This is a genomic window from Paenibacillus sp. GD4 (assembly GCF_030846225.1).
Classification (GTDB): Bacteria; Bacillota; Bacilli; order Paenibacillales; family NBRC-103111; genus Paenibacillus_G; species Paenibacillus_G silviterrae.
This window is the reverse complement of the sequence record NZ_JAVCYK010000001.1, coordinates 39581-61929: the sequence shown is the minus strand read 5'-3', so window position 1 is coordinate 61929 and position 22349 is coordinate 39581. Positions and strand designations below refer to the sequence as shown.

General features: G+C 48.8%; 22 protein-coding genes. 5 read left to right on the top strand and 17 right to left on the bottom strand.

Annotated features, from left to right (window positions below; genetic code table 11):
• Positions 1-20: 20 nt before the first annotated feature.
• The 4 genes from RAC89_RS00295 to RAC89_RS00280 all read right to left on the bottom strand — a co-directional run bounded on the left by RAC89_RS00295 (position 21) and on the right by RAC89_RS00280 (position 5251).
• Complete coding sequence (locus RAC89_RS00295) at positions 21-1628, bottom strand: response regulator transcription factor (RefSeq protein WP_306611055.1); 1608 nt, start codon at positions 1626-1628, stop codon at positions 21-23.
• Positions 1606-3396, bottom strand: a complete 1791-nt coding sequence (locus RAC89_RS00290; protein ID WP_306611054.1) for a sensor histidine kinase — start codon at positions 3394-3396, stop codon at positions 1606-1608. The genes RAC89_RS00295 and RAC89_RS00290 overlap by 23 nt, the downstream gene beginning before the upstream one ends.
• Positions 3397-3463: 67 nt before the next feature.
• Positions 3464-4291 carry a carbohydrate ABC transporter permease gene (locus RAC89_RS00285; protein ID WP_306611053.1) on the bottom strand — a complete coding sequence of 276 codons (828 nt, stop codon included), beginning with the start codon at positions 4289-4291 and terminating at the stop codon, positions 3464-3466.
• 24 nt (positions 4292-4315) lie between these two features.
• Positions 4316-5251, bottom strand: a complete 936-nt coding sequence (locus tag RAC89_RS00280) for a carbohydrate ABC transporter permease (RefSeq protein WP_306611052.1) — start codon at positions 5249-5251, stop codon at positions 4316-4318.
• A 248-nt stretch (positions 5252-5499) separates the two neighbouring features.
• Here RAC89_RS00280 and RAC89_RS00275 point away from each other — a divergent pair, with 248 nt between their 5' ends.
• The 3 genes from RAC89_RS00275 (at position 5500) to RAC89_RS00265 (ending at position 8180) form a co-directional block, all read left to right on the top strand.
• The gene (locus RAC89_RS00275) at positions 5500-6132 is read left to right on the top strand and encodes a cell wall hydrolase (protein ID WP_306611051.1); all 633 of its coding nucleotides are present in this window, start codon (positions 5500-5502) and stop codon (positions 6130-6132) included.
• 146 nt (positions 6133-6278) lie between these two features.
• Positions 6279-6494 carry a hypothetical protein gene (locus RAC89_RS00270; RefSeq protein WP_306611050.1) on the top strand — a complete coding sequence of 72 codons (216 nt, stop codon included), beginning with the start codon at positions 6279-6281 and terminating at the stop codon, positions 6492-6494.
• Positions 6495-6701: 207 nt separating this feature from the next.
• Positions 6702-8180: an oligosaccharide flippase family protein gene (locus tag RAC89_RS00265; RefSeq protein ID WP_306611049.1), complete on the top strand. Its 1479-nt coding sequence runs from the start codon at positions 6702-6704 to the stop codon at positions 8178-8180.
• 201 nt (positions 8181-8381) lie between these two features.
• Here the strand turns inward: RAC89_RS00265 and RAC89_RS00260 are convergent, their stop codons facing one another.
• From RAC89_RS00260 to RAC89_RS00230, 7 genes are all read right to left on the bottom strand, one after another.
• Entirely contained in the window at positions 8382-9137 is a 756-nt protein-coding gene (locus RAC89_RS00260) for an IucA/IucC family C-terminal-domain containing protein (RefSeq protein WP_306611048.1), read from the bottom strand.
• 164 nt (positions 9138-9301) lie between these two features.
• On the bottom strand, positions 9302-9532 hold the full coding sequence (locus RAC89_RS00255; protein ID WP_306611047.1) for a hypothetical protein: 231 nt from the start codon (positions 9530-9532) through the stop codon (positions 9302-9304).
• A gap of 77 nt (positions 9533-9609) precedes the next feature.
• Positions 9610-12096, bottom strand: a complete 2487-nt coding sequence (hrpB, locus tag RAC89_RS00250; RefSeq protein WP_306611046.1) for an ATP-dependent helicase HrpB — start codon at positions 12094-12096, stop codon at positions 9610-9612.
• Between the two features lie 97 nt (positions 12097-12193).
• Positions 12194-13099, bottom strand: coding sequence for an EamA family transporter RarD (gene rarD, locus RAC89_RS00245; protein WP_306611045.1), 906 nt, complete (start codon positions 13097-13099; stop codon positions 12194-12196).
• A gap of 1 nt (position 13100) precedes the next feature.
• On the bottom strand, positions 13101-13898 hold the full coding sequence (locus tag RAC89_RS00240; RefSeq protein ID WP_284639230.1) for an ABC transporter ATP-binding protein: 798 nt from the start codon (positions 13896-13898) through the stop codon (positions 13101-13103).
• Positions 13898-14815, bottom strand: coding sequence for an ABC transporter permease (locus RAC89_RS00235; RefSeq protein WP_284639228.1), 918 nt, complete (start codon positions 14813-14815; stop codon positions 13898-13900). Before RAC89_RS00235 ends, RAC89_RS00240 begins: the two co-directional genes overlap by 1 nt.
• 63 nt (positions 14816-14878) lie before the next feature.
• Positions 14879-15928 carry an ABC transporter substrate-binding protein gene (locus RAC89_RS00230; RefSeq protein ID WP_306611044.1) on the bottom strand — a complete coding sequence of 350 codons (1050 nt, stop codon included), beginning with the start codon at positions 15926-15928 and terminating at the stop codon, positions 14879-14881.
• Positions 15929-16247: 319 nt separating this feature from the next.
• Between RAC89_RS00230 and RAC89_RS00225 the strand changes: the two genes are divergently transcribed.
• Both RAC89_RS00225 and RAC89_RS00220 read left to right on the top strand, forming a co-directional pair.
• Positions 16248-16463 (top strand): hypothetical protein, encoded by a 216-nt coding sequence (locus tag RAC89_RS00225; protein WP_306611043.1) that lies wholly within the window; start codon positions 16248-16250, stop codon positions 16461-16463.
• A 9-nt stretch (positions 16464-16472) separates the two neighbouring features.
• Complete coding sequence (locus tag RAC89_RS00220) at positions 16473-16631, top strand: hypothetical protein (protein WP_306611042.1); 159 nt, start codon at positions 16473-16475, stop codon at positions 16629-16631.
• A 59-nt stretch (positions 16632-16690) separates the two neighbouring features.
• Here RAC89_RS00220 and RAC89_RS00215 read toward each other — a convergent pair whose 3' ends face one another.
• From RAC89_RS00215 to RAC89_RS00190, 6 genes are all read right to left on the bottom strand, one after another.
• A complete protein-coding gene (locus RAC89_RS00215; protein ID WP_284639222.1) occupies positions 16691-16861 on the bottom strand; it encodes a hypothetical protein in 171 nt (56 codons plus the stop codon).
• 128 nt (positions 16862-16989) lie between these two features.
• Complete coding sequence (locus tag RAC89_RS00210) at positions 16990-17457, bottom strand: YlbF/YmcA family competence regulator (protein WP_284639220.1); 468 nt, start codon at positions 17455-17457, stop codon at positions 16990-16992.
• Between the two features lie 33 nt (positions 17458-17490).
• Positions 17491-18966 (bottom strand): tRNA (N6-isopentenyl adenosine(37)-C2)-methylthiotransferase MiaB, encoded by a 1476-nt coding sequence (gene miaB / locus RAC89_RS00205; RefSeq protein ID WP_306611041.1) that lies wholly within the window; start codon positions 18964-18966, stop codon positions 17491-17493.
• Positions 18967-19062: 96 nt separating this feature from the next.
• Positions 19063-19632, bottom strand: coding sequence for a phosphate propanoyltransferase (gene pduL, locus RAC89_RS00200; protein WP_306611040.1), 570 nt, complete (start codon positions 19630-19632; stop codon positions 19063-19065).
• A gap of 98 nt (positions 19633-19730) precedes the next feature.
• Positions 19731-20597 (bottom strand): 2-oxoacid:ferredoxin oxidoreductase subunit beta, encoded by an 867-nt coding sequence (locus RAC89_RS00195; RefSeq protein ID WP_306611039.1) that lies wholly within the window; start codon positions 20595-20597, stop codon positions 19731-19733.
• The gene (locus tag RAC89_RS00190) at positions 20585-22336 is read right to left on the bottom strand and encodes a 2-oxoacid:acceptor oxidoreductase subunit alpha (RefSeq protein ID WP_306611038.1); all 1752 of its coding nucleotides are present in this window, start codon (positions 22334-22336) and stop codon (positions 20585-20587) included. Before RAC89_RS00190 ends, RAC89_RS00195 begins: the two co-directional genes overlap by 13 nt.
• Between the last annotated feature and the right edge of the window lie 13 nt (positions 22337-22349).

Genomic DNA, 22349 nt, shown 5'->3' with positions numbered 1-22349 from the left:
TATACTAAGAATATACGCTCTTAATTGTTGAATTCGGAAGGATTCAGCCCTGTATGCTTTTTGAAGAGCTGACTGAAATAAGCATTGTTCTTATACCCGACCATTTGGGAGATTTCAAATATTTTATAGTTTCCAGACAGCATTAGCTCCTTGGCTTTATCCATACGGATCCGCGTCAAGTAATTGTTATAGTTCTCCCCGGTTTCCTGCTTGAAGATTTGGCTCAAGTAATTACGCGTCAAGTACACCTTCTCGGCTATGACGTCCAGCGTAATTTCTTCAGCGTAGTGCTCTTGCACATAACGCATAATGAAATCAATGGTTTTCCTATGCTTCTGGGATCCCCTTCGGTTCATGACCTCGCTGATTGGAATGAGAAGCTCCCGCAGCCATGCTGCAAAATCCTGAATACTATAAAGCCGCTCGAGCTCTCTATATACATTAAATTCAGAGTGAATGTCTTCGATTTGCAGGCCGTGGTCGTGCAATCCGAGAGCAATAATCCCTACGATATCAATAGCAAATTCCCTAAGTACGTTAATGCTGGGGGCAGGCTCATGATGAAGCGCTTTCGTCAATTCGTTGATTCTCTCTTCCACCAGGTCTTCCTGCCCCAGAATGACAGCGTCGGCAATGGCTTGATAGCATTCCATCGGGCGTCGTGAAGCAGCCTTCCCTTTTTCCAGTACATCCTCTCCCGTGATCAGCTGCTTGTCCGATACCCTTACCCGTTCAGCAAGCAAATCGACAGCGGCCGAATAGGACTTGGGAATATCCTTGACGTCATCAGCGACCATGCCGACCGATGCCCATACCTTCAGCTTTAAATACGATTGGATGTGTTCCAGAAACTCCATAGCCGCTTGTATAGCGCAGCGCTTTGCATACTCATTTTTCATGTGCGCAGGCGTCGAAACGATCACGGTAATAACATTTCGCTGTATGTCCGCCACATAGACCCCTTTTTTATTTTGCGACAGCTCATCCACGATATTTTTGACGGCATAGGCAAACAGTGACAATTCGCTCGGCTTGTAGGAGGTGCGTTCTCGGTTGATGAAAAATTCGATCAGCACAACGGTAAAGCATTGATTTGTAAAGTCCATTTCCAAATAATCTGACACTTTACGGAAAAACGCCGAGTGGCAAAACTCAGGCTCTAGCAGGCCCTTCAACAGCTGCTGTCTAGTCGTAGGCAGGTTGTATTCCAACAGCTCCCTAAGTTCTTTATCAACCTTATCTGATTGCTCCTTCAGATTGAGTTTGTCCACCGTTTCCTTTAACACACGTTCGATCTCTTCCAGCGTAGCCGGCTTGGATAAATAATCGTTCACCTTGAGCTTCACAGCGGATTGTGCATATTTAAAATCCTCATAACCGCTTAAGATAATCACTTCCGCGTGATTACCTTCTTCTCGGACAGCCTTAAGCATTTCGATGCCATCCATCACGGGCATAAAGATATCGGTTAATATTATATCAGGTCGATGCAGCCGAATTTGCTCTAGGCCGTCCTTCCCGTTCTTGGCGTTTCCTACCACCTGGATTCCAAAGTCGCTCCATCTTACGGAGCGGGTCAATCCCTGAATCGTAGTCATATCGTCATCAATAATAACGGCTTTCATCATGGGTATTCCCCTCCGGTTGATTTTCTGGCTCCGATAATACCTTCGGCAGCGATACGGTGACTTTGGTTCCATGATTCAGCTTGCTTGAGATTTCCACACCATACTTTTCACCAAAATAAAGTTGAATTCGTTCATGCACATTACGAATCCCGTTGTGTTCTCGATGCAGCGCCGCTTCCACGTCCATTCCTTCTCCGTCATCTTCGATTACAAAATACAAGCTATTCTCGTCTTCCGATCCGGAAATTCGAATCATGCCGCTGTCGCTCGAATGCAGTCCATGAAGGAGCGAGTTCTCCACAAACGGTTGTATGATCAGCTTAGGAATATAATAATGATGTAACGTTTCGGGAACGGATATGATAAATTGGATTTGCTGCTGATACCGAATTTTTTGCAGCTCAGCGTAACAATGCAGATGCTCCATCTCCCGTTGCACATTGATAAAGGAGGCACCGCTGGAAAGGCCGATTCGCAGCATTTTGCCAAGCAAAGAAAGCATATGACTGACCCCGTGGGCACCCGATTCAATCGCATGCCAGTTCATGATATCCAAGGTGTTATATATAAAATGAGGGTTGATTTGCTCTTGCAATACTTGAATTTCCGCTTCACGTTTCCGGCGGTTCTGCTCGTTCACCTGGACAATCAATTGATCAATGCGCACGGCCATCTGGTTAAAGTTCTCGTTCAAATGGCCGAACTCATTGTGGTATTCATTCTTGATGAGTACATCCCATCTGCCGAGCTTCAGCAATTTCATGCTCTGAATCAGCTTGCGAATTGGAGCAGCGAATTGTTTGGATAAGAAATAAGCCATGATCACCGCAATCAGAATGCATAAAGCAGCTGCAGCTATGATTACTTTCTCGATTCGGCGACTGCCTCTCGTAATGTCTTCCCATCGAATAATATCCATAGTAACCCAAGACGTTCTTTGCTGTTTATTCCATATGACCAAACTCTTCTCATCTAGTAAATGAGTGATTGCAGCCTGCTCGTCAGAGGAACCGGTTTCGTCAAGAATGGCTGTTATCGCAGCTTTTATGTTTTCATAAGGAATGGAAGGACGTTGAATCCCGTCGAATTGGACAATCAGCCTGTGATTCGTGTCCAAAAGGAAGCGCATCGCCTCTGAGGCACTGCTGGCGGTCAGCTTTTGAATAAAAGAAGCTTTCATATTGATTACAAGCACGCCTACTTCCTTACCCGAGGTCGAAAGAACCTTTCTTGCAAAGCTTACGACCATTCGTTCATCCACCGGATAGCTGGGCACCTCGAGCTCATGAATGCCGATCCAGCAATAATCAGCGTCTTTAATTTGATGAAACCAGGAGCTGTTCTGCAAAATTCGGTAGTCGTACACGCCGCTTGAGGCAACATGAATGTTCACGGACGAATCTTTGGCATACAACTGAACGGATTGAATTCCTTCCTTCACATAACTTTGCCGGCTGAGCAAATCGATCATGTCCGAGTTTTGGCCGATCCGCTCGAACGAATTTTCGTTAAGCTGCAGGTAGTTGATTAGCTTGGGATTGCTGGCCAAAACTAAGGAATCGTATTCGACCGATTGGAGCTGATAATCGAGCTGCTTGTTAATCTCGCCCAGCAAAAGCTTTCTCGAAGAGATCGTCTGCTGAACGACCTCCTGATTCGTAATGTAATAGCTTGTAATCCCGAGAACGGATAGTAATAACGCGGATAGAATGATAAAAGAAGTAAAAAAGGTTACTTGAAATGAAAACGTTTTAAATGGATTTTTCATTCGGAACTACCGCCTGTTGTCAGCATATTCCCTTTAGCATAAGACCTTTCAACAAGCTTGTAAACCATCACCCTTTAATGCCCGTCGTACTGATTCCTTCCACAAAGTATTTTTGTGCGACTAGGAAAATGATGAAGCAAGGAAGCACTGACAGCAGGGACATGGCATACATTGGCCCCCAAGTCACCACGGACGTATTATCTAGGAATAAACGCAACGCCAGTGGGACCGTATATTTTTCCGTATCCGTTAAATAGATCATTTGTCCGAGAAAGTCGTCCCAGGTCCATATGAAGCTGAAGATAGCCGTCGTAATAAAGGCCGGTGTGCACAAGGGAAGTACAATTCTAAAAGCAATGCCAAGCGTGCTGCACCCGTCGATCTTCGCGGATTCATCAAGATCCTTCGGGATGCCGCGGATAAATTGAATCATTAAGAATACAAAGAACGGGCTTACTGCGAGATAATGCGGAATAATCAGGGGAAGCGTGGTCCCTACCCATCCGAAGTATTTAAACAAAATATACTGTGGTACTAACGTTACCTGAGTCGGCAGCATCAACGTCAGCATCAAGATGCCAAACCACATGCTCTTCAAAGGGAAGCTAAGCCTGGCAAAACCAAACGCAACGAATGCGCTCGATAAGATGGTTCCGATTACAGAAAGTACAGCAATGAACAGGGAGTTATAAAAGAAGTGCGCGAAGCTGAAATCTGGGATGGCAACCCACCCGTCCGAGAAGTTTTCCCAACGAAATTTTGACGGAATGAGGTTGGATTTCGGAATTTCTTCATTGGATTTCAGAGCGTTACTAATTAACCAGAAAATGGGGTAAATCATAATGATACTGACGATAATCAAGGAACTGTAATGAATTAGTCTCGTTTGTCTCATAGTTCAGCCACCCCGCTCGTTACTTCAGTTTTCATAGTGAACCCACCTTTTGGACGACCAGAACACCAGTGCTGTAAATAGACCGATAATCAAGAGCAGCACCCATGCAAGTGCGCTGGCGTAGCCCATCGTAAAGTAAGCAAATGCTTTTTGGTACAAATACAGAGCATATACCAGCGTAGAATTAATAGGACCGCCCTTCGTAACTACGAACGCTTGAGTAAACATCTGAAAGCTTCCGATCATTTGCATAACAAGGTTGAACAAAATAATCGGCGTCAGCATCGGCAGTGTAATGGAGAAGAACGAACGAAATTTCGATGCTCCGTCGACGGAAGCCGACTCATAAAGATCGCGTGGAATTTGCTTTAAGCCGGCTAAGAAGATCACCATGGAGGAACCGAACTGCCATACGGCCAGCGCCACTAAAGTGTATAATGCTGTCCCTGGAGTATTGATCCAGTCCAGCCCCTCGAGCCCAAACATACCGATGAATTTGTTAAGAAAGCCATCCATGCCGAACAGGTTTCTCCATATTGCTGCAATGGCCACACTACCTCCGACAAGGGAAGGCAAGTAGAATATAGCTCGAAACAGGGACATGCCGCGAATGCCTTTAAATAAAAGCATGGCTACCATTAATGCGAAAAACAGCTTTAAAGGCACCGACAGCACCACATAGGTGAGCGTGACTTGAAGCGCCTTGCGAAACACTTGGTCCTCCATCAAAATTTCCTTGTAATTCTCAAGCCCGACCCAAACCGGCAGCTCCAGCAAATTGTATTCCGTTAACGATAAATAAAAGGATTGGGACATCGGCCCGACGGTTAGTAAAAATAAACCTATCAACCATGGAGAGATAAACACATAGCCCCATAGGGGTTCTTTAAATCTGCTAAAGCTTCGGGTGCCTTTTGAATTCGTTCGCTTTTTTTCGGTCATCCATGTTCGTTCTGCCATTCATTTCACTCCCATTAGGTTATATATGCAATTAAGTTGTAACCACATACTACCGTTGGAGAGTCGTAAAATAAATGAGGGAAATCTATAAATAATAATAAAAATATACACGTTTTGAATTGCTTCGCAGTGCACGTTTCCATTTTTTCCATATGGCAAACCGTCCGTGGTTCAGCTATAATATTTCGATGAAAAGTAAATCCTACTCTATGAGAAGGTTTTTTCAAAACGAATAGGACGGTGAGAAAGTGAGAAAAGCAGCAGTAGTAACATCCCTGCTTGCCTTCATCCTTTCCAACGCCCTTGTAGTTGCGAATAAAGCAAATTCTACAGGGTATGAGAATACGATTCAGCCATCACCTTCTACGGTAAGTGTTGAAGCTATTCAAACGGAAAGCGATACGCAAGTGATCATGGATCAGCTAGGCTCAGAAGCTACAGCCTTCAAGGCAATGGAAGCTTCTACTAAGCAGCCCGAGCCTGAACCGGCAACACTGGCGCCTGCCGCTACGTCTGAAAATGCTGGAATTTCGGATGAAGAAATTGATTTGCTCGCGAGAATTGTCAGTGCGGAAGCCAAAGGCGAACCGTATCAAGGACAAGTCGCTGTAGCGGCCGTTGTTTTAAACAGAGTAGAAAACAACTTTGGAAGCTCTATTTACGATGTGATTTATGCAAAAGGACAGTTTCAGCCTGTCCGCAATGGGGAGATTGACAAGCAGCCCGTTGATTCCGCATATGACGCGGCCAAAGAAGCCATTAACGGCAACGATCCCACGGATGGGGCGCTTTATTTTGCCAATATGGACATTGCAGAGCGCCATCCTAATAAAAATGCGAAACCAACGGTTACCATAGGCAACCATACCTTCTATGTGTAACCCGTTCATATATATCTTTTCACAAAATAAGCACTTTGACTCATTGGTCTAAGTGCTTATTGGTATTTCATTGAAAGAATCAGTTTCGGATTATAAGGGAATCATTTCTTTCAACGGCTTTATCTCAAGGCAAGGAGTGATTGCACATGGTTCATTCTGAAATGGAACCTGATCAATTGAAACAATTAACATTTATAATGAGCCATGCAGTTTCCATGGAACTGAGGGTCGATAATGCCGATGTGGGAACAACGGTACATTTTATGGAAGGCATGGGCTTTCAACGTCGTAATATTTGGGCTTCCGTGCATTTACCGAACCATTCGGTAATTGATTTTTGGAGAAAAGAGCTTACAAGGTAATGAATTTCAAATAGGTCTACTCCCCTAAAGGTAAAAGCTTATCGTTGTCTGTGTTCAGACATCACGGTAAGCTTTTTTCCATGGGCAAGCGCAAAATATGATCATTGTCACCTGATCATCCGTCTGGTACGATAAATCATCATAAACAAGCTCCGGTGCTTCAGTCAATCAGCCGAGAATCGATTCAACAAGAAGGTGGCCGCACGAATGCAAAAATTATGGCTTCATTTCAACGAGCATCAACGATTTTTACTTCGCAATGTATCCATCATTGTCATTGGTTTATTCATCAATCAATTGCTCCAAACCGTAGGCAGTATTATCATTGCCAGGATGGTCAACGATCCGGTTCAATTCGGGGAGGTAAACCTGCTCCTGCAAATATTCGGCATGATCGCTCTATTCCTTAATGTCGGGTTTAACTCTGCCTTGGTGTATACCTTTTCGACAAATACGCAGGAAGCCGTACAAAATAAATTTCGTTATGCCTTGGCGGGAAGTACCTTCTTTGGCATCGTAATCAGTTTTATTGTGGCTGCCCTTTCCCCTTTGCTGGCTAGCGTGTATCGGCTCCCTGCCCTACAGACAGCTCTTGTGCTTGGGTCCATCATGTTTATATTTAACTCCATAGTCAATATGGGGGTATCCTCGTTCTCCGGTAACCGAAACTTTGCTACGCAAGCGGTTTTTATGGTTATTATGACTACCTTCTCCACACTCGGTACGATTGCCGGAGTCCTTTGGCCGCTATTCGGGGATCATGATGTGCTCTGGGGGATTTCCTTCTGGATGGGGATCGGCGCCGTCCTGACAGCCATGATCACCAGCTGGAGAGTCCATGCGGTCCATCGGCCCCGATGGTTTGGCCCGCTGCCCCTTTCCGAGCTGAGGGAGATGATGAAATACGGCGTACCTCTATGGGCGGGAAACATTGCGAAAGCGTTCCAGCAGCCGTTTCTGGTGATGATGATCGGTTCGACATCGGTTGTTGCCGTCGGTCACCTGGCTAATGCCTCTAGAATTACGGGGTTTATCGGAATCGTAACCTGGGCGTTTATGATCGTCACCTTTCCCTTCGTTGCGGAAAGCTCGCAAAATCTCCAGGAGAGCAAGCGCAGGGGGACGCTCTGTATTCGTTATAACAATATTATTTTATACCCGCTGACGTTGTTGATCTGTATGTACCCCGATCAAATAAACGGATTTCTGTTCGGCGCGGAATATGCAACCGGTGAATCGGCCATCTATATCCGGCTCTTGGCACTTGGTGTATTCTTCTCCTCCGTCAGCAGACTGGGAGGCAATATTCTCGCCGGGATCGGCCGAACGAAAGCTAACTTCTGGGTCATGATCGTAGCCGGTATTTTCGTCATTACCCTTGTACCGCTCATTGCTTCTAATAACCCGGTTCTAGCCGTTTGGATTTATACGGGCGGCTGGGCAATATCAGCGTTGTCGATGATTTGGTTTTTCTACTTGGAGAGCTTTACGCTGGATTGGTGGGAAGCTTACGGGGAACCGCTGCTGCCATCAGCACTTATGGGAATTATGATGGAAATAGGTCATTATACCGGGAGCGGATTTCCCGTATTCGTCGTCATAGCCATGATCAGCTTGATTGGAATGACGGCTTGGATTGAAGCACGGACCAAAGCTCGAGTGGAAACACATAAAAAATCGGCATAAGTTAAATAATACCTCTATCAAGTCTTGATAAAGGAGGTTAAGAGTCCATGGAAAATGAAGAAACCCTGCCGGAGGAGCCGGAAGGGCAAGAAGATGTTATGGACGTAGCTGAAGAAGAGGAAGACCATGTTCATATCGAATGGGCAGGATATATTTGAGCATCCTGTTGAAGTAGCCTGCGGCCGGCGAGCTGTCAGGCTATTATTTTGTCGCGGCAGCCTCTCCATGAACCGCTACGTACTTTTCCATTCTTCGCTCATCGGTAATTCTAGGGCATGTGTAGCAATACCGGTCTTCCCCCGGCAGGCAGAAGCTCCAGCAGCATTTGGATCGGATTAGGATCCTTTCATTGGCGTCGATGGGTGACGGAACCGCCCGAAAATCGACGGAAATTTCCTCTACCTTCTCCGCTATGAACAGATAATCGTCTTGAATTCGTGCTTGAAGCTCGGGGTCTTCTTCCCTGTAGCTAGGCGCTTCCATATAATAAGCCAGTAAGTAGGACAAGGTGGCCCATAAGGTTGGACGATCGATTCCCATGAGTTCCGATACTCGTGCAAACAACGGCTCGGTATGCTCGTAAAAAACATGCCGTATAAAATAATCCCGCTTCTCTTCATGCGAACCTTCATATGGCAGGCAACCATCGGCCAGCGTAAACTGTAGACCGGATCCGTTCAGGCTAACGCTGACATGAGTAAAAGATAAGTTCAACAGCGCATCCCAACGGGAAAACGCATAGAAAGCCCCGGCGATCAAGGAGCAATACCGTTTCACCCATAGCGAGCCGGTAACCTTGCCGCAGGGTGCGGCAGCCTGCTCAGCAAAAGCTTGCAATAGCTCTTCTAATACGCCCGGAGCAAGTAAGCTTGCATGCTCAGACGAGGATGGGGCTTCTGTAAGTAAAATTCGAAAGGTTGACCGCAATTGCTCCTTGTTCTCTGATGACAAGGTCATTTTATCACCACCATCACACTACATTCATGACAATGATAATCCTTCTCAACAAAAGAGTCAACCATATTCGTGAATAAAAAAGAGTGCAGCAGAACTTTTCCAGCGCACTCTTGCAGTTGTTAATTTAATTAATGTGGTTAATAACTAATATCAGTAATTAAAATTCACTCGTTATCTTTTATCATTTCATCATACTTGGCATATCTAGAGTCAACCTCTTGAGCCATTTTTCGATATTGCTTCGTTTCTTCAACAACGGGATCGATTTCTGCTTGAATGCGCACCTCTGTGCGTCTAGGCAGACGCTTGCGTGCAGCCTCCTGCGTATTCACCCGCTCCATTTCGCCCTCCTGCAGCGTATGTGCCAGCTGCTCCTCCAGACTGCGTTGATCCACGGCGTTTCGCCACCCTTCCATTGTGTCTTTTTTATTATTGTATCCATATCAAGGAAAAGTATCATCTTGATGGTCCTTTACACCTTAGGACGAACTCGATTGGTAGGTAAGGCCGTAAGCGGATCATCGGGCCAATAATGCTTCGGATATCTTCCCTTCAAGTCCTTCTTCACATCGAAATAGGTACTGGACCAAAAGCTCGCTAAATCTTTAGTAACTTGAACCGGGCGTTGTGCGGGTGATAACAGATGCAATAACACCGGCACTCGCCCGCGTGCCAAACGGGGGGTATCTTTCCATCCGAAAACCTCCTGAAGCTTGACGGAAACCACCGGCTGCTCGACCTGGCTGTAATCAACGGCAATCCTGGAGCCGCTTGGAACGGTGACATGTGTAGGCGCTTCCGAATCCAGTTGGCGCCGCTGCTCCCATGTAAGCATGGATTCAAGTATTTCAGTAAGCTTAAGACGCTCGAGCTGAGCACGATTCTTCAAGCCCAAAATATGCGGCTTCAGCCACTCCTCCAGCGACCCCAGCAGCGCTTCATCACGGACGTCCGGCCAGCTGCCAGAATCGAATCGGTGTAGAAAGCGGATTCGCTGCTGAAGCTGTCTGGATGCCCGGTTCCATGGAAGCAGCTCCAGTCCCTCCAGGGCGATACCCTCTACTAATGCTGAGGCCACGCGGTCCGGATCAGCTTGAGGCAAGCTTCCTTCTCGAAGGATCAGCGAGCCGAGCTTTTCCCTTTGGACCGCTCGAACGGAGCCCGTAGAGGAATCCCAGCTGACAAGCTCCTCACGCTGAATCCATTCGGATACATTCTCCTGCAGCTCCTTCAGCTGGACGGGCGCAGCCAGAAGAATGCGGCTGTCGGCCCCTTGATCATCAAGTTGAGCGGCGACAAGATAAGAAGCCTGGGACAAAGGCTGAAGCTGAGCGAAAGCAGCTCCTCTTCCATTGCTGAGCAGAAACTTGCCCGTTTCCCTCCGCTGGGCAATCCGGTCGGGGTAAGCATAGGCTAATAACACCCCGCAGTGATCGATGTGATCCTCGTCCTGACCGCTGCTCCCAAGCTCTCTCTTCCATGCCCGTGCTTCCGCCAGCATTCTTTCACGGGCGGAAGCATCTGCGCTTCGCAGGTGAGGACCGCTCCCTCGTAAAGCTTCTACGCGCAGCCTAAGGTCCGCATTTCCCGACAGACCGCTTCCAAACATATCCCGATCGCTCAGGACAGCCGCTAGGTCACAAGCAAGATTGGCAAGCCCCCGCTCCTGCCCCTTTAGCATCATATGTGCCAAACGCGGATGCGCCGCAAGCCCGACCATTCGTTTCCCCATATCGGTTATCGTTCCATTTTCACGAATTGCACCAAGCAAGGTTAACAACTCTCTCGCTTGGTTCACTGCCGGTGCAGGGGGCGCTTCCAGCCAATCGAGCTCGGAAGGCTCGGTGATGCCCCATGCGGCCAATTCCAAAAGCAGCGGTGTCAAGTCCGCGTCTTGGATCTCCGGTGTGCTTCGCTCCGCTAAATGATCCTGCTCTTGCTGTGTCCACAGCCGGTAGCATACCCCCGGGCCTAAGCGTCCTGCACGGCCTCGCCGTTGGTCCGCGGATGCTTTGGAGACAGGCACGGTATCCAGCCGGCTCATTCCTGTTCTCGGTGAGAATCGCGACACCCGCATCAAGCCGGAATCGATAACAACCTTAATCCCTTCTACCGTTAAACTGGTTTCCGCAATGGGGGTTGCCAATACGATTTTACGTTCACCCGGAATACTTGGCGCAATCGCGCGCTCTTGCTGCTCCTGTGGCAGAAGGCCGTATAAAGGCGCAATCCGCACATGTTCCCCAAGTCTCCGCTCCCGAAGCTGGTTTTCCGTTCTTCGGATTTCACCGGAGCCCGGCAGGAACACCATAATGTCTCCGTCTTCGTTCGCTAACGCTCGCTGTACGGCATCCGCCACGCGCACCTCCAGCCTCTCTTCTGTTCGTGCCGACAAATAGTGCGTCACCACCGGGTACATCCTGCCCTTACTAGAAAGAATGGGGGCATCACCCAGCAAGGAAGCGACCGGCTCAGCTTGCATTGTGGCTGACATGACCAGGATCCTCAGATCCTCCCTAAGCAATGCCTGTGCCTGCAGGACAAAGGCCAAACCGAGATCCGCGTGCAGGCTGCGCTCATGAAATTCATCGAATATGACTAGTCCTACGCCCTCCAAGGCAGGATCATTTTGCAGCATGCGGGTTAAGACCCCTTCGGTCACCACTTCGATTCTCGTATGCTTGCTAATCTTCGTATCGAGGCGTACGCGATACCCTACGGTTTCTCCCACCTGCTCCTTCCGCTTTGCCGCCATGTAACGCGCCGCCGCACGAGCGGCCAGACGACGTGGCTCAAGCATGATGATGCGTTTTCCCCGGAGCCACGGTTCCTCAAGGAGCGACAACGGCACTTGTGTCGTTTTCCCGGCCCCAGGCTCGGCAATGAGCACAGCGCTCGTACGGTTCAAGAGAGCTTCTTTCACTTGCGGCAGCACTTCATCTATAGGTAATGACAGCATGTTCGTACTCACTCCGTTTACCAATATTCCGTCCCACCATCGTAACACAAAAAGACGCTGACCAACAGCCTCAGGGGCTGTAGATCAGCGTCAGTGGTTATGCCGCGGCCTTAGGAGTGGAAACGGCGGCGGATTTGCGATTCGAGGCTACGGTGTATAACACGAGTGCGCTCCAGATCAATGCAAAGCTGACCATGTGAGCCTGCGAGAAGGCTTCCTTAAAGACGACAACGCCTAAAAACAAGGTGATGGTCGGTCCGATATACTGCAGGAAGCCAAGCGTCGAAAGAGACATTCTCTTGGTTGCTTGAGCAAAAGCCCAAAGCGGAACCGCTGTAGCCGCTCCAGCCAGCAGCAGCGCCATCAAGGAGGAAAGCGGCAAAGTACCGACCGTGCTTGCTCCCGTAATGTAAATATAGCCCAGGTACAGCAAGCCGACCGGAAGGACAAGCACCGTTTCACCGACAAGACCGAGCATCGAGTCAAGGGGAAGCTTTTTCTTAGTTAACCCGTATAGACCAAAGGTCAATGCGAGCGTCAAGGAAATCCACGGAAACTTCCCATAAATAAATGTCAAGTAGGCAACCCCGGCAAAGGCCAGAGCAATCGCCAGCCATTGTCCGAAACGGGGACGTTCCTTCAGGAACAGCACCCCCATCAAAACATTGAAGAGCGGGTTCATATAATAGCCTAAGCTGCTCTCAATCACGTGGTCATTGTTGACCGCCCAGATGAAGATCAGCCAATTGCAGCTGATGAGAAGGGAGCTGGCGCATACGACAAGCACCACCTTTCGGCTTGCGAACATTGCCTTCAATTCTCCCCATCGCCTCATGACCGTGACGACCAAAGCAACAAATACGAAAGACCATAATACTCTGTGTGCCAGAACCTCCCAAGAGGACATGGATGCAAAGAGCTTCCAGTATAAGGGCAGCAGCCCCCAAATAAGATAAGCGAGCACAGCATAGCCGATGCCCGCTTTTGTTTGATTCGTTTCCATATTACCCTCCAAGCACGACCCGATCATCCGCGAATTTCTCGCCGCGAATGCGCTCGAATTCATGCAGCAGCCGCTCAACGGTTAAGCCCATTTTGTCCTGTTCAGGCACGTCCAGAATAATGCGGCCCTTATCCATCATAATGAGCCGATTCCCTAACCGAATCGCTTGTTCCATGTTATGAGTGACCATGAGTGTAGTCAGCTTCAATTCTTGGACGATTTGCTTCGTCAGCCTCGTGATCAGCTCCGCACGAGCCGGGTCCAACGCCGCTGTATGCTCATCCAGCAGCAGAATCCGCGGCTCCGTGAACGTCGCCATCAGAAGACTAAGAGCTTGCCGCTCGCCGCCGGATAGAAGTCCAACCTTGGCACCGATTCGATCCTCCAGCCCCAATCCCAGTCGGCTAAGCTGCTCTCGGAACATAGCCTTCTTACGGCTGGAAACTCCGATGCTGAGCCCTCGGCTTTTGTTACGGGCATACGCGATCGCCATATTTTCCATAATCGTCATTGTAGGAGCCGTTCCTGCCATCGGATCCTGAAACACTCGACCGATCCATTGACTGCGGCGGTGCTCCGGCAGTGCTTCTACCGCATTGCCGGCAATGCGAACTTGCCCGGCATCCGGCCTCATGACGCCGGAGATGATGTTCATCAGTGTCGATTTACCCGCACCGTTGCTTCCGATGACGGTTACAAAATCGGCTTCCTTCAGGTGAAGCTGAATACCGGACAGTGCAACCTTCTCATCAGGAGTACCGGGATAAAAAAGCTTTGAAATATTGGACAGCTCCAGCATTATTTCGTCCCCCCATCTACGGTAGTATCTGTGCCGGGTTGCTGCAGGAGAGACATACGCTTGCGGACAAGCGCCTTTTGCTTATACGATTTGTTGATCATCGGCAGCATCAGAGCGACAATAACGATGAGAGCCGTCATCAGCTTCATATCCGTAGCTTCCAAGCCGACGCGAAGCGCCACGGCAACCACCAGTCGGTAAATAATCGCTCCGAAAATAACGGCAAGCGTAGCCCGAACAATTGTTCTTGCACCGAAAATCGCTTCACCGATGATAACGGAAGCAAGTCCAATCACAATCATCCCTACACCCATCGTAATTTCGGCAAAAGCGGAATACTGTGCAATAAGCGCACCTGACATCGCGACCAGGCCGTTGGAAAGACTGACGCCGACGATGATGGTCGAATCCGTATTCACCCCAAAGCTGCGGATCATTCGCTGGTTATCGCCCGTTGCACGCAAAGCCAAGCCAAGATCCGTACGGAAGAACCAATCGAGTCCAAGCTTCACAACCAGGACGATAATGGGCATCACCAGCAGCACATTGGCGTCGGAGAGCAGCGTATCCACGCCCAGCATGGAGATATTGGACTTTTTCCCCATAATCCTCAGATTAATCGAGTAGAGCGCAATCATCATAAGAATACCGGACAAAAGCGCATTGATTTTCCCCTTCGTATGCAGCAGGCCTGTACAAGCTCCGGCAATGATTCCTCCGCAGAAGGCCGCAGCGGTTGCCAGCAAGGGAGAAGAGCCTCCCGTAATCATTACTGCCGCAATGGCACCACCCGTGGTGAAGCTGCCGTCAACGGTCAAATCCGGGAAGTCTAGAATACGAAACGTTATATATACACCAAGTGCCATGATCGCATATAGCAATCCAAGCTCAAGGGAGCCAATCGTGGCATCTAACATCTTGTGTTACCCTCCTAAGAAATGAAGAGTGACCTCCCAAAGGCAAAGGTCACTCTAGCAAAATTATTTGGTAGGACCAGTAAGCAGGTTCTTCGGATCCTGCATTTTCTTCTTCATGGAATCCGTAATCGTGACACCTTGCTTGGCAGCGGCATCCGAGTTGATGATAAGGTCGAGCTTGTCCGGATAGCTTACCTTCATGTCGGCAGGCTTCTTCCCATTCTTCAGAATGTCGGCAGCCATTTTGCCCGCTTGATAACCGTGATCGTAATACTTGAAGCCGTAAGTTGCGAGAGCACCTTTCTCAACCGTGTCGCGGTCGCTTGAGAAGAATGGAATTTTCTTTTCGTTGGCAATTTTGATGATCGTATCTACTGCCGCCACAACCGTGTTATCCAAGGTGATATAGAACGCGTCTACACGACCGACAAGCGATTCGGCTGCTTGTTTAACCTCAGAGCTGTTCGTTGCATTCGCTTTCACCAGCTTGATATTATGCTTAGCAAGAGCCGTTTCCGCCGTCTTCAGCATCACCGCTGCGTTAGGCTCACCTTCATTCACGACAATTCCTACATTCTTCACTTTCGGGAACTCGGAGGCGATGAAATCCATCAGCTTCGGCACCGCGTCAGGATGAGTATCTGCTGCTCCGGTTACGTTAGCCCCTGGATTATCAAGCGATTTCACCAGCTTGGCTCCTACCGGATCCGTGATGGCCGCGAACACCACTGGCGTATCCTTTACATTCTGTACCACCGCTTGTGCGGACGGTGTGGCAATGGCCAAAACCAGATCTTTCTTATCTGAAGCAAATTTTTGCCCAATGGTCAGGTTATTGGTCGGATCTCCCTGAGCATTCTGGTAATCGACCTGCAGGTTATCCTTATCGATAAAGCCTTCGTCCTTCAATGCAGCCAAGAAGCCTTCTCTCGTGGCGTTAAGCGATGGATGCTCAACAATTTGGCTAATGCCGATTTTGACAACCTTCTTCGGTGTGCCGGAAGTCCCTCCGCCAGCCGCAGAACCGCTCGATTCCGGTGCCTTGGAGCCGCAGCCTGCTGCAAAGATCAGGGGTACCGCTACTAGAAGCGATAATAGTTTCGTAGATTTCATGCGCAATGTGTGACCCTCCCATGTAGTGTACAGTGAAAATGCTTTAAAGCATTAATGTTATCTTATTACGAGCGGTATCTATCAGTCAACAATAAATCAATAACATATTCCATTATATGTTAGTTTTTGTATGATTTTTGTGGTTTTTTATTATATAAACAGGAATATTGTAATCTGATGGTTAATTTCTCATGGAGATCATTGTTTACATATTATATGTTATGTTAACTCTGTTCCCTCTTTTTACAACATATCTCTTCATGTGGGATTAGCCTCCCATTAAAATGCCATACTATCGAATGGAAAGGTTGTGAGCTGCATGGAGCTGATTCATCGATTAAACATTACCTATAATGAAGGAATACATGTCACCGTTACCACTGTAGAACCGATGCTGGCCTCAGCACTAACAGCCAAAGCATTTGAGGCTATCCTGACTCAACTGGTATGGGACGGCTCCAAAGAAACGTTGGAGTGGATTGAAGCGGAGGTTGCTGAAGCTGTTGGAAGTCGAACCGGTAATGAAGGAGTGTGATGAAGTATCATGACACCTAACAAGTATGAAATGGAAAACGATATATACGGTATCCTTTCGAAGGAAATCGAAGTCGATACCGATGTGAATGAGGATGCGAACCGGGAACGCTTGCTCGACGATGCATTGGATACGTTCCTTGAGGTGCAAAATCAACAATCCACTTAAGTACCAGGGGAATGAAAAGCCACTGCCCTAATCTCGTGAGCAGTGGCTGAACAAACCCTTTACAAAGTACCTCTGTTCTTGAAAAAACCAAAGGCTGCGGCAGGATCAAAATCATCATCCTCGATCTGATTGGCAGGATCATGCTTGATCGCCTCCGCCTCACCTTCGGTCAGGTGCCTCTGATTGCCTGTAAATTTGGGTTCAAGCTCGCGGATTTCTTCCTTGTCCATTGTCGCATTCCTCCTTTTCTTTCTAGTTTGCCGCGACAAGGACATCTTATCCATCAAACCGGAATGTTAACGAAAAAAAAACCGGTCAGCCTCACCCTTAAGGTGCAACTGACCGGTCCTGAGCAGCTCTATTCGCTGCAGCCTGAACGAACTTCTTCTTTGCCTTCTTCCACGTTAATTCTTTCGGAAATCGTATCGCGAATGACAGTCATCACCAGCTGCAGAAGATAGTTGATGTCCTCCTGCGTTTGCTTGAATTCGCTGACGATCGGAATCGCATCCAGCTCATCCTGCAGCTGCTCGATTTCTCCTTCAATCTTATCTACCATCTTCTGATTCTCGAACGTCTCGAACGCGACAATTTCCTTCTGCTTCTTCTTGATCGCGCTAATCAGCGTCTGGATGTGGTCATTGTTCGCGATTTGCTTCTCCGCCTTCTGATAGAACTGCACCTCGTTCGAGGTGGACAGCAGCTCGGCCAGCTCTTTCGCTTTGGCTAAAATATCCTCGCGCAAAATCATTTCCGTATTGGTGAAGGTTTCCACCGTCTCACAGCCTGGCTTGGAATGATCATGATCATGATGATGCTCTCCCATTACCTCTCACGCCCCTTACTCCCATGAATTAAACTACTGGGCTACCGCTTGCTCGCGTACCCAGTCGCCTTTAATATAGAACGTCTGTGTGCCCGTAATATGCACATTCACAAATTTGCCGATCAGGTCCTTCGGACCCTCGAAATGCACCAGCTTGTTCGTCCGTGTGCGTCCCGCAAGCACGTTCGGATTGTTTTTGCTCTCACCGTCAACCAGTACTTCTACGGTTTGTCCGAGCAATCGGTCATTGCCGCGCTTACTGTACTCATTCAGCACTTCATTCAAACGGTACAGCCGCTGCTTCTTCACCTCGGCAGGCACATTGTCCTCCATCGCTGCCGCAGGAGTACCCTCTCTTGGAGAATAAATAAACGTAAAGGCACTGTCGAACTCCACTTCGCGGACAAGCTTGATCGTATCCTCAAACTGCTCGTCCGTTTCGCCCGGGAAACCGACGATAATATCGGTCGTCAGCACGACATCCGGAATGGCCCTTCTGATTTTGCCGACTAGCTCCAAGTACTGCTCACGAGTATACTTTCGAGTCATCTTCTTCAAAATTTCATTGCTGCCTGACTGTACCGGCAGGTGAATCTGTTCTACGAGATTGCCCTTCTTGGCAAGTACCTCGATCAAATGATCGTCAAAATCGCGAGGATGCGAGGTTGTAAAACGAATCCGCGGAATATCGATTTTGCTGATATCATCCATCAAATCACCGAAGCGGTAGTTGATATCCTCGAAATCCTTGCCGTAGGCGTTCACATTCTGGCCGAGCAGCATAATCTCCTTAAAGCCTTGACGGGCCAGCTCGCGCACTTCGGCAATGACATCCTCCGGACGGCGGCTTCGCTCCTTCCCGCGCGTGTAAGGCACAATACAGTACGTACAGAACTTGTCGCAGCCGTACATGATGTTAACCCATGCCTTTACGCCTTCGCGCTTCTTAGGCAAGTTCTCAATGATGTCGCCTTCCTTGGACCACACCTCGATGACCATTTCCTTGCTGAAAATCGCTTCCTTGATCAGATGCGGCAAACGGTGAATATTGTGCGTTCCGAAAATCATATCCACGAACGGATGCTTCTGAAGAATCCGGTTGACTACCGCTTCCTCCTGCGACATACAGCCACAGACACCGAGCAAGAGCGATGGCTTCTCGATTTTCAGGTGCTTCAAGTGTCCCAGCTCACCGAACACCTTATCCTCTGCATTCTCTCTCACGGCACACGTGTTAAGCAAAATGATGTCCGCTTGACGGCGGTCCTCTGTCGGTTGATAGCCCATTTGCTCCAGCAGGCCCATAATCGTCTCGGTGTCATGCTCGTTCATCTGACAGCCGTACGTTTGGATAAGGTAGTATTTGTCCTTCCCTAGCTGCTGCAGCTCCTCCGGGATCGCGAAGTCGTAATGCACCTGAATATCTTCCCTGCCGCGCTTCTTCGCATCGGTCAAGGACGGCGGCTGAAAATATATAGAATAATCTTTGTCAGATTTCTTAGTCGTCATGAATCAAACTCCTCCTGAAATGGCGAATTCCCGCAAACAATCATACTCTCTATTCTACCACGCTTGCAGGGTCCATTTCAAAAGAATTGTCTGCCTCTACGACAAAATGGTGGCCATATCGCCTGTTTTTGCGCCTGCCGCATTAGCTTCATCCGTGTCAATGTGCATATCAAGCGCATATTGGTCGGATACACGGGCTACGACATTCTCCAGAATCAGCCCTCGTTCCCCCTCCAGGCGAACCGTAAGCTTCTGTTTATCAGCAATGCCCCATTTCGCCGCATCGTCCGTGTGGAAATGGATATGACGCGCAGCTACGATCACGCCTTCCGGAATGTCCACTTCCCCGGCAGGTCCCACAACCTTGATCCCCGGTGTTCCAGCGATATTACCCGATTCCCGTACAGGAGGATTGAGTCCCAGAGAGAACGCGTCCGTTCGCGATACCTCCAGCTGTGTCATGCCGCGAGCCGGACCCAGAATACGAACCTTATCGAATCGACCTTTAGGCCCCACTACGGCAACTGTCTCCTCCGCCGCGAATTGCCCCGGCTGGGACAGCTCTTTCAACACCTTCAGCTCGTAACCTTCACCGAATAACGCTTGAATGTGCTCCTTCGATAAATGAATATGTCTTGCCGATACGCCAACGGGAACTTGTTTCATATGTATTCACGCTCCTATCCTATTCTGATAACAGTATACCCCAGTATGCACCAAAAAAGCATGCGGACGAGCCGCATGCTTCTACAATATTCATACAATTATTTAAATTCGGACACCAATTTTTCAAACTCTTGCTCACTCAGCTTCAGGTTCGCGTTCACAAGGCCCTCTTCCTTAAACCCTGCAACCATGTCTTCGTAGCTCTTTTTGCTCTTATCTTGATAGATGAGGCCTGTAACCAAAGAGTTGGTTTCCATGATTTTGTTCATGGCCATCACGCGGTTGGACGGATCGTAATCCGGTGTTTCTTCCAGATCTACGATATTTTCTTTAAACCACTCGTACGTGTTGACTTTGTTGAAGGTTACGCATGGGCTGAAAACGTTGATAAACGAGAAGCCCTTATGCTGCATACCTTGCTCGATCAGAGAAGTCAATTGCTTAAGGTTGCTCGAGAACGATTGGGCAATGAAAGTCGCACCTGCGGCTAGAGCTACCTCAAGTGGAGACAATGCGGATTCAATCGAACCGGATGGTGTCGACTTTGTCTTAAAGCCTTCTGCACTTCGCGGCGAGGTTTGACCCTTCGTCAAGCCGTAGATTTGGTTATCCATTACGATATAAGTAATGTCGATGTTACGTCGGATCGCATGAACCGTATGACCCATACCGATCGCGAAGCCGTCACCATCTCCTCCTGCAGCAAGCACGGTCAGCTCGCGGTTCGCCATTTTCAAGCCTTGGGCGATAGGCAGGGAACGTCCGTGTACCCCGTGGAAGCCATATGCGTTAATATAACCGGAGATCCGGCCGGAGCATCCGATACCGGATACAACAGCCAGCTGCTCAGGCTCAAGGCCAACGTTAGCTGCGGCTCTTTGAATGGCAGCCTGGACGGAGAAGTCTCCGCACCCAGGGCACCAGTTCGGCTTAATGTTGTTGCGGAAATCTTTTAACGTTGCCATACAAGGTTCAACTCCTGACAGTATTTAGTGATTTCAGCCGGCAAGAAAGGATTACCATCGTATTTGAGCAGGTTATGGATTTTGTCCGCATAGCCCGCGTTCAGTTTGATCAGGTTGGAAAGCTGTCCGGTAGCGTTGTTCTCAATAACAACGACCTTCTTCGCCTTCTCAAGGTAAGGCTTCAGCTCAGCAGCCGGGAACGGATGCAGCAAACGAACGGTAATATGGTTCGACTTGATGCCGTCGTTAGCCAAACGGCGACGAGCTTCGTCAATCGTACCGCCTGTTGAGCCCATGCCGATGACCAGAAGATCCGGTTGCTCATGCGGAGCATCAACCTTAATGGCATTGGTTACCTTCACGTGATTGAGCTTATCCATCCGCTTATCCATCATGCGCTTACGGTTGATCGGACTTTCGGAAGGACGTCCTTCTTGGTCGTGCTCAACGCCCGTAACATGGTGAATACCGTTCTTTTGCCCTGGTACCACACGCGGAGAAACACCGTCATTGGTGAACTCGTAACGCTTGAACAGCTTGTTAGCTTCCAGAGCCGGCAGCTCGCCTTGCTGCAGCTTGCCGCGCTTGATTTCGATTTTGCTGTAATCGAGCAGTTCGGACGTTTGCTTACCCAAGGAAAGCTGCAGGTCCGTCAGCAGAATAACAGGCACTTGGTATTCCTCAGCCAGGTTGAACGCTTCGATCGTATCGTAGAAGCACTCTTCAATCGTGGACGGGGAAAGAACGATCTTAGGAATTTCACCATGCGTACCGTAGATCATGGCAAGCACGTCGGATTGCTCTTGCTTCGTCGGAAGACCTGTACTTGGACCGCCGCGCTGCGTATCAACGATAACGACAGGAGTTTCCGTCATACCGGCTAGGCCGATCGCTTCCATCATCAGGGAAAGACCAGGACCTGCGGAAGCCGTCAAGGTACGAACGCCGCCGAAGTTAGCGCCGATCGCCATGGTAACCGCTGCAATCTCGTCTTCCGTTTGAATTACTGTACCGCCGAATTTCGGCAGCGTCTTGATCAGGTATTCCATAACCTCGGAAGCCGGCGTAATCGGGTAAGCAGGCATGAAACGGCAGCCTGCGGCTACAGCACCCAGACCGATTGCATCGTTACCGATCATGAACAGCTTGGTTCTACCGTCCGCAGGCTCCAGAGCGAACTCCTGCAGCGGACCGCCTGTCAGCTCAAGTACGAACTCAGCAGCCTTACGAACCGCTTCAATGTTCTTCTCAACGACGGCAGCGCCCTTGCGTCCGAATTCTTCTTCTACTGCTTTATTAAACACTTCAAGCGGCAAACCGAGCAGTGCCCAGGATGCGCCGGAAGCAGCCATGTTTTTAAATAAGGATGTTCCGAGCTCTTCCGCAATCGCCGTAATCGGAACAGGAAACAAACGAGCCTTAACACCTTCTGGAACAACAGGATTTACTTTCGCATCTGCAATGATAACTCCGTTCTCACGAAGCTCATGTGCGTTCAAATCGATTGTTTCTTGGTCGAAGGCTACAAGGATATCCAGATCGTCGGAAATTGAGCGAATCGGCTTCGTGCTGATTCTGATCTTGTTGTTCGTATGGCCACCCTTAATCCGCGAGGAGAAATGACGGTATCCATACAGATAGTACCCGAGACGAGTCAGCGCCGTGGAAAAGATTTTGTCTGTACTTTCCACGCCTTCCCCTTGTTGTCCTCCAACCTTCCAAGATAATTGGCTAATCACCGTTGTCCACTCC

Excerpts from the sequence above, each read along its gene's own strand:
- RAC89_RS00295 (WP_306611055.1), bottom strand. The coding sequence starts at position 1,628 with ATGATGAAAGCCGTTATTATTGATGACGATATGACTACGATTCAGGGA.
- RAC89_RS00290 (WP_306611054.1), bottom strand. The coding sequence starts at position 3,396 with ATGAAAAATCCATTTAAAACGTTTTCATTTCAAGTAACCTTTTTTACT.
- RAC89_RS00285 (WP_306611053.1), bottom strand. The coding sequence starts at position 4,291 with ATGAGACAAACGAGACTAATTCATTACAGTTCCTTGATTATCGTCAGT.
- RAC89_RS00280 (WP_306611052.1), bottom strand. The coding sequence starts at position 5,251 with ATGGCAGAACGAACATGGATGACCGAAAAAAAGCGAACGAATTCAAAA.
- RAC89_RS00270 (WP_306611050.1), top strand. The coding sequence starts at position 6,279 with ATGGTTCATTCTGAAATGGAACCTGATCAATTGAAACAATTAACATTT.
- RAC89_RS00265 (WP_306611049.1), top strand. The coding sequence starts at position 6,702 with ATGCAAAAATTATGGCTTCATTTCAACGAGCATCAACGATTTTTACTT.
- RAC89_RS00260 (WP_306611048.1), bottom strand. The coding sequence starts at position 9,137 with ATGACCTTGTCATCAGAGAACAAGGAGCAATTGCGGTCAACCTTTCGA.
- hrpB (WP_306611046.1), bottom strand. The coding sequence starts at position 12,096 with ATGCTGTCATTACCTATAGATGAAGTGCTGCCGCAAGTGAAAGAAGCT.
- rarD (WP_306611045.1), bottom strand. The coding sequence starts at position 13,099 with ATGGAAACGAATCAAACAAAAGCGGGCATCGGCTATGCTGTGCTCGCT.
- RAC89_RS00240 (WP_284639230.1), bottom strand. The coding sequence starts at position 13,898 with ATGCTGGAGCTGTCCAATATTTCAAAGCTTTTTTATCCCGGTACTCCT.
- RAC89_RS00235 (WP_284639228.1), bottom strand. The coding sequence starts at position 14,815 with ATGTTAGATGCCACGATTGGCTCCCTTGAGCTTGGATTGCTATATGCG.
- RAC89_RS00230 (WP_306611044.1), bottom strand. The coding sequence starts at position 15,928 with ATGAAATCTACGAAACTATTATCGCTTCTAGTAGCGGTACCCCTGATC.
- RAC89_RS00225 (WP_306611043.1), top strand. The coding sequence starts at position 16,248 with ATGGAGCTGATTCATCGATTAAACATTACCTATAATGAAGGAATACAT.
- RAC89_RS00220 (WP_306611042.1), top strand. The coding sequence starts at position 16,473 with ATGACACCTAACAAGTATGAAATGGAAAACGATATATACGGTATCCTT.
- RAC89_RS00215 (WP_284639222.1), bottom strand. The coding sequence starts at position 16,861 with ATGGACAAGGAAGAAATCCGCGAGCTTGAACCCAAATTTACAGGCAAT.
- RAC89_RS00210 (WP_284639220.1), bottom strand. The coding sequence starts at position 17,457 with ATGGGAGAGCATCATCATGATCATGATCATTCCAAGCCAGGCTGTGAG.
- miaB (WP_306611041.1), bottom strand. The coding sequence starts at position 18,966 with ATGACGACTAAGAAATCTGACAAAGATTATTCTATATATTTTCAGCCG.
- pduL (WP_306611040.1), bottom strand. The coding sequence starts at position 19,632 with ATGAAACAAGTTCCCGTTGGCGTATCGGCAAGACATATTCATTTATCG.
- RAC89_RS00195 (WP_306611039.1), bottom strand. The coding sequence starts at position 20,597 with ATGGCAACGTTAAAAGATTTCCGCAACAACATTAAGCCGAACTGGTGC.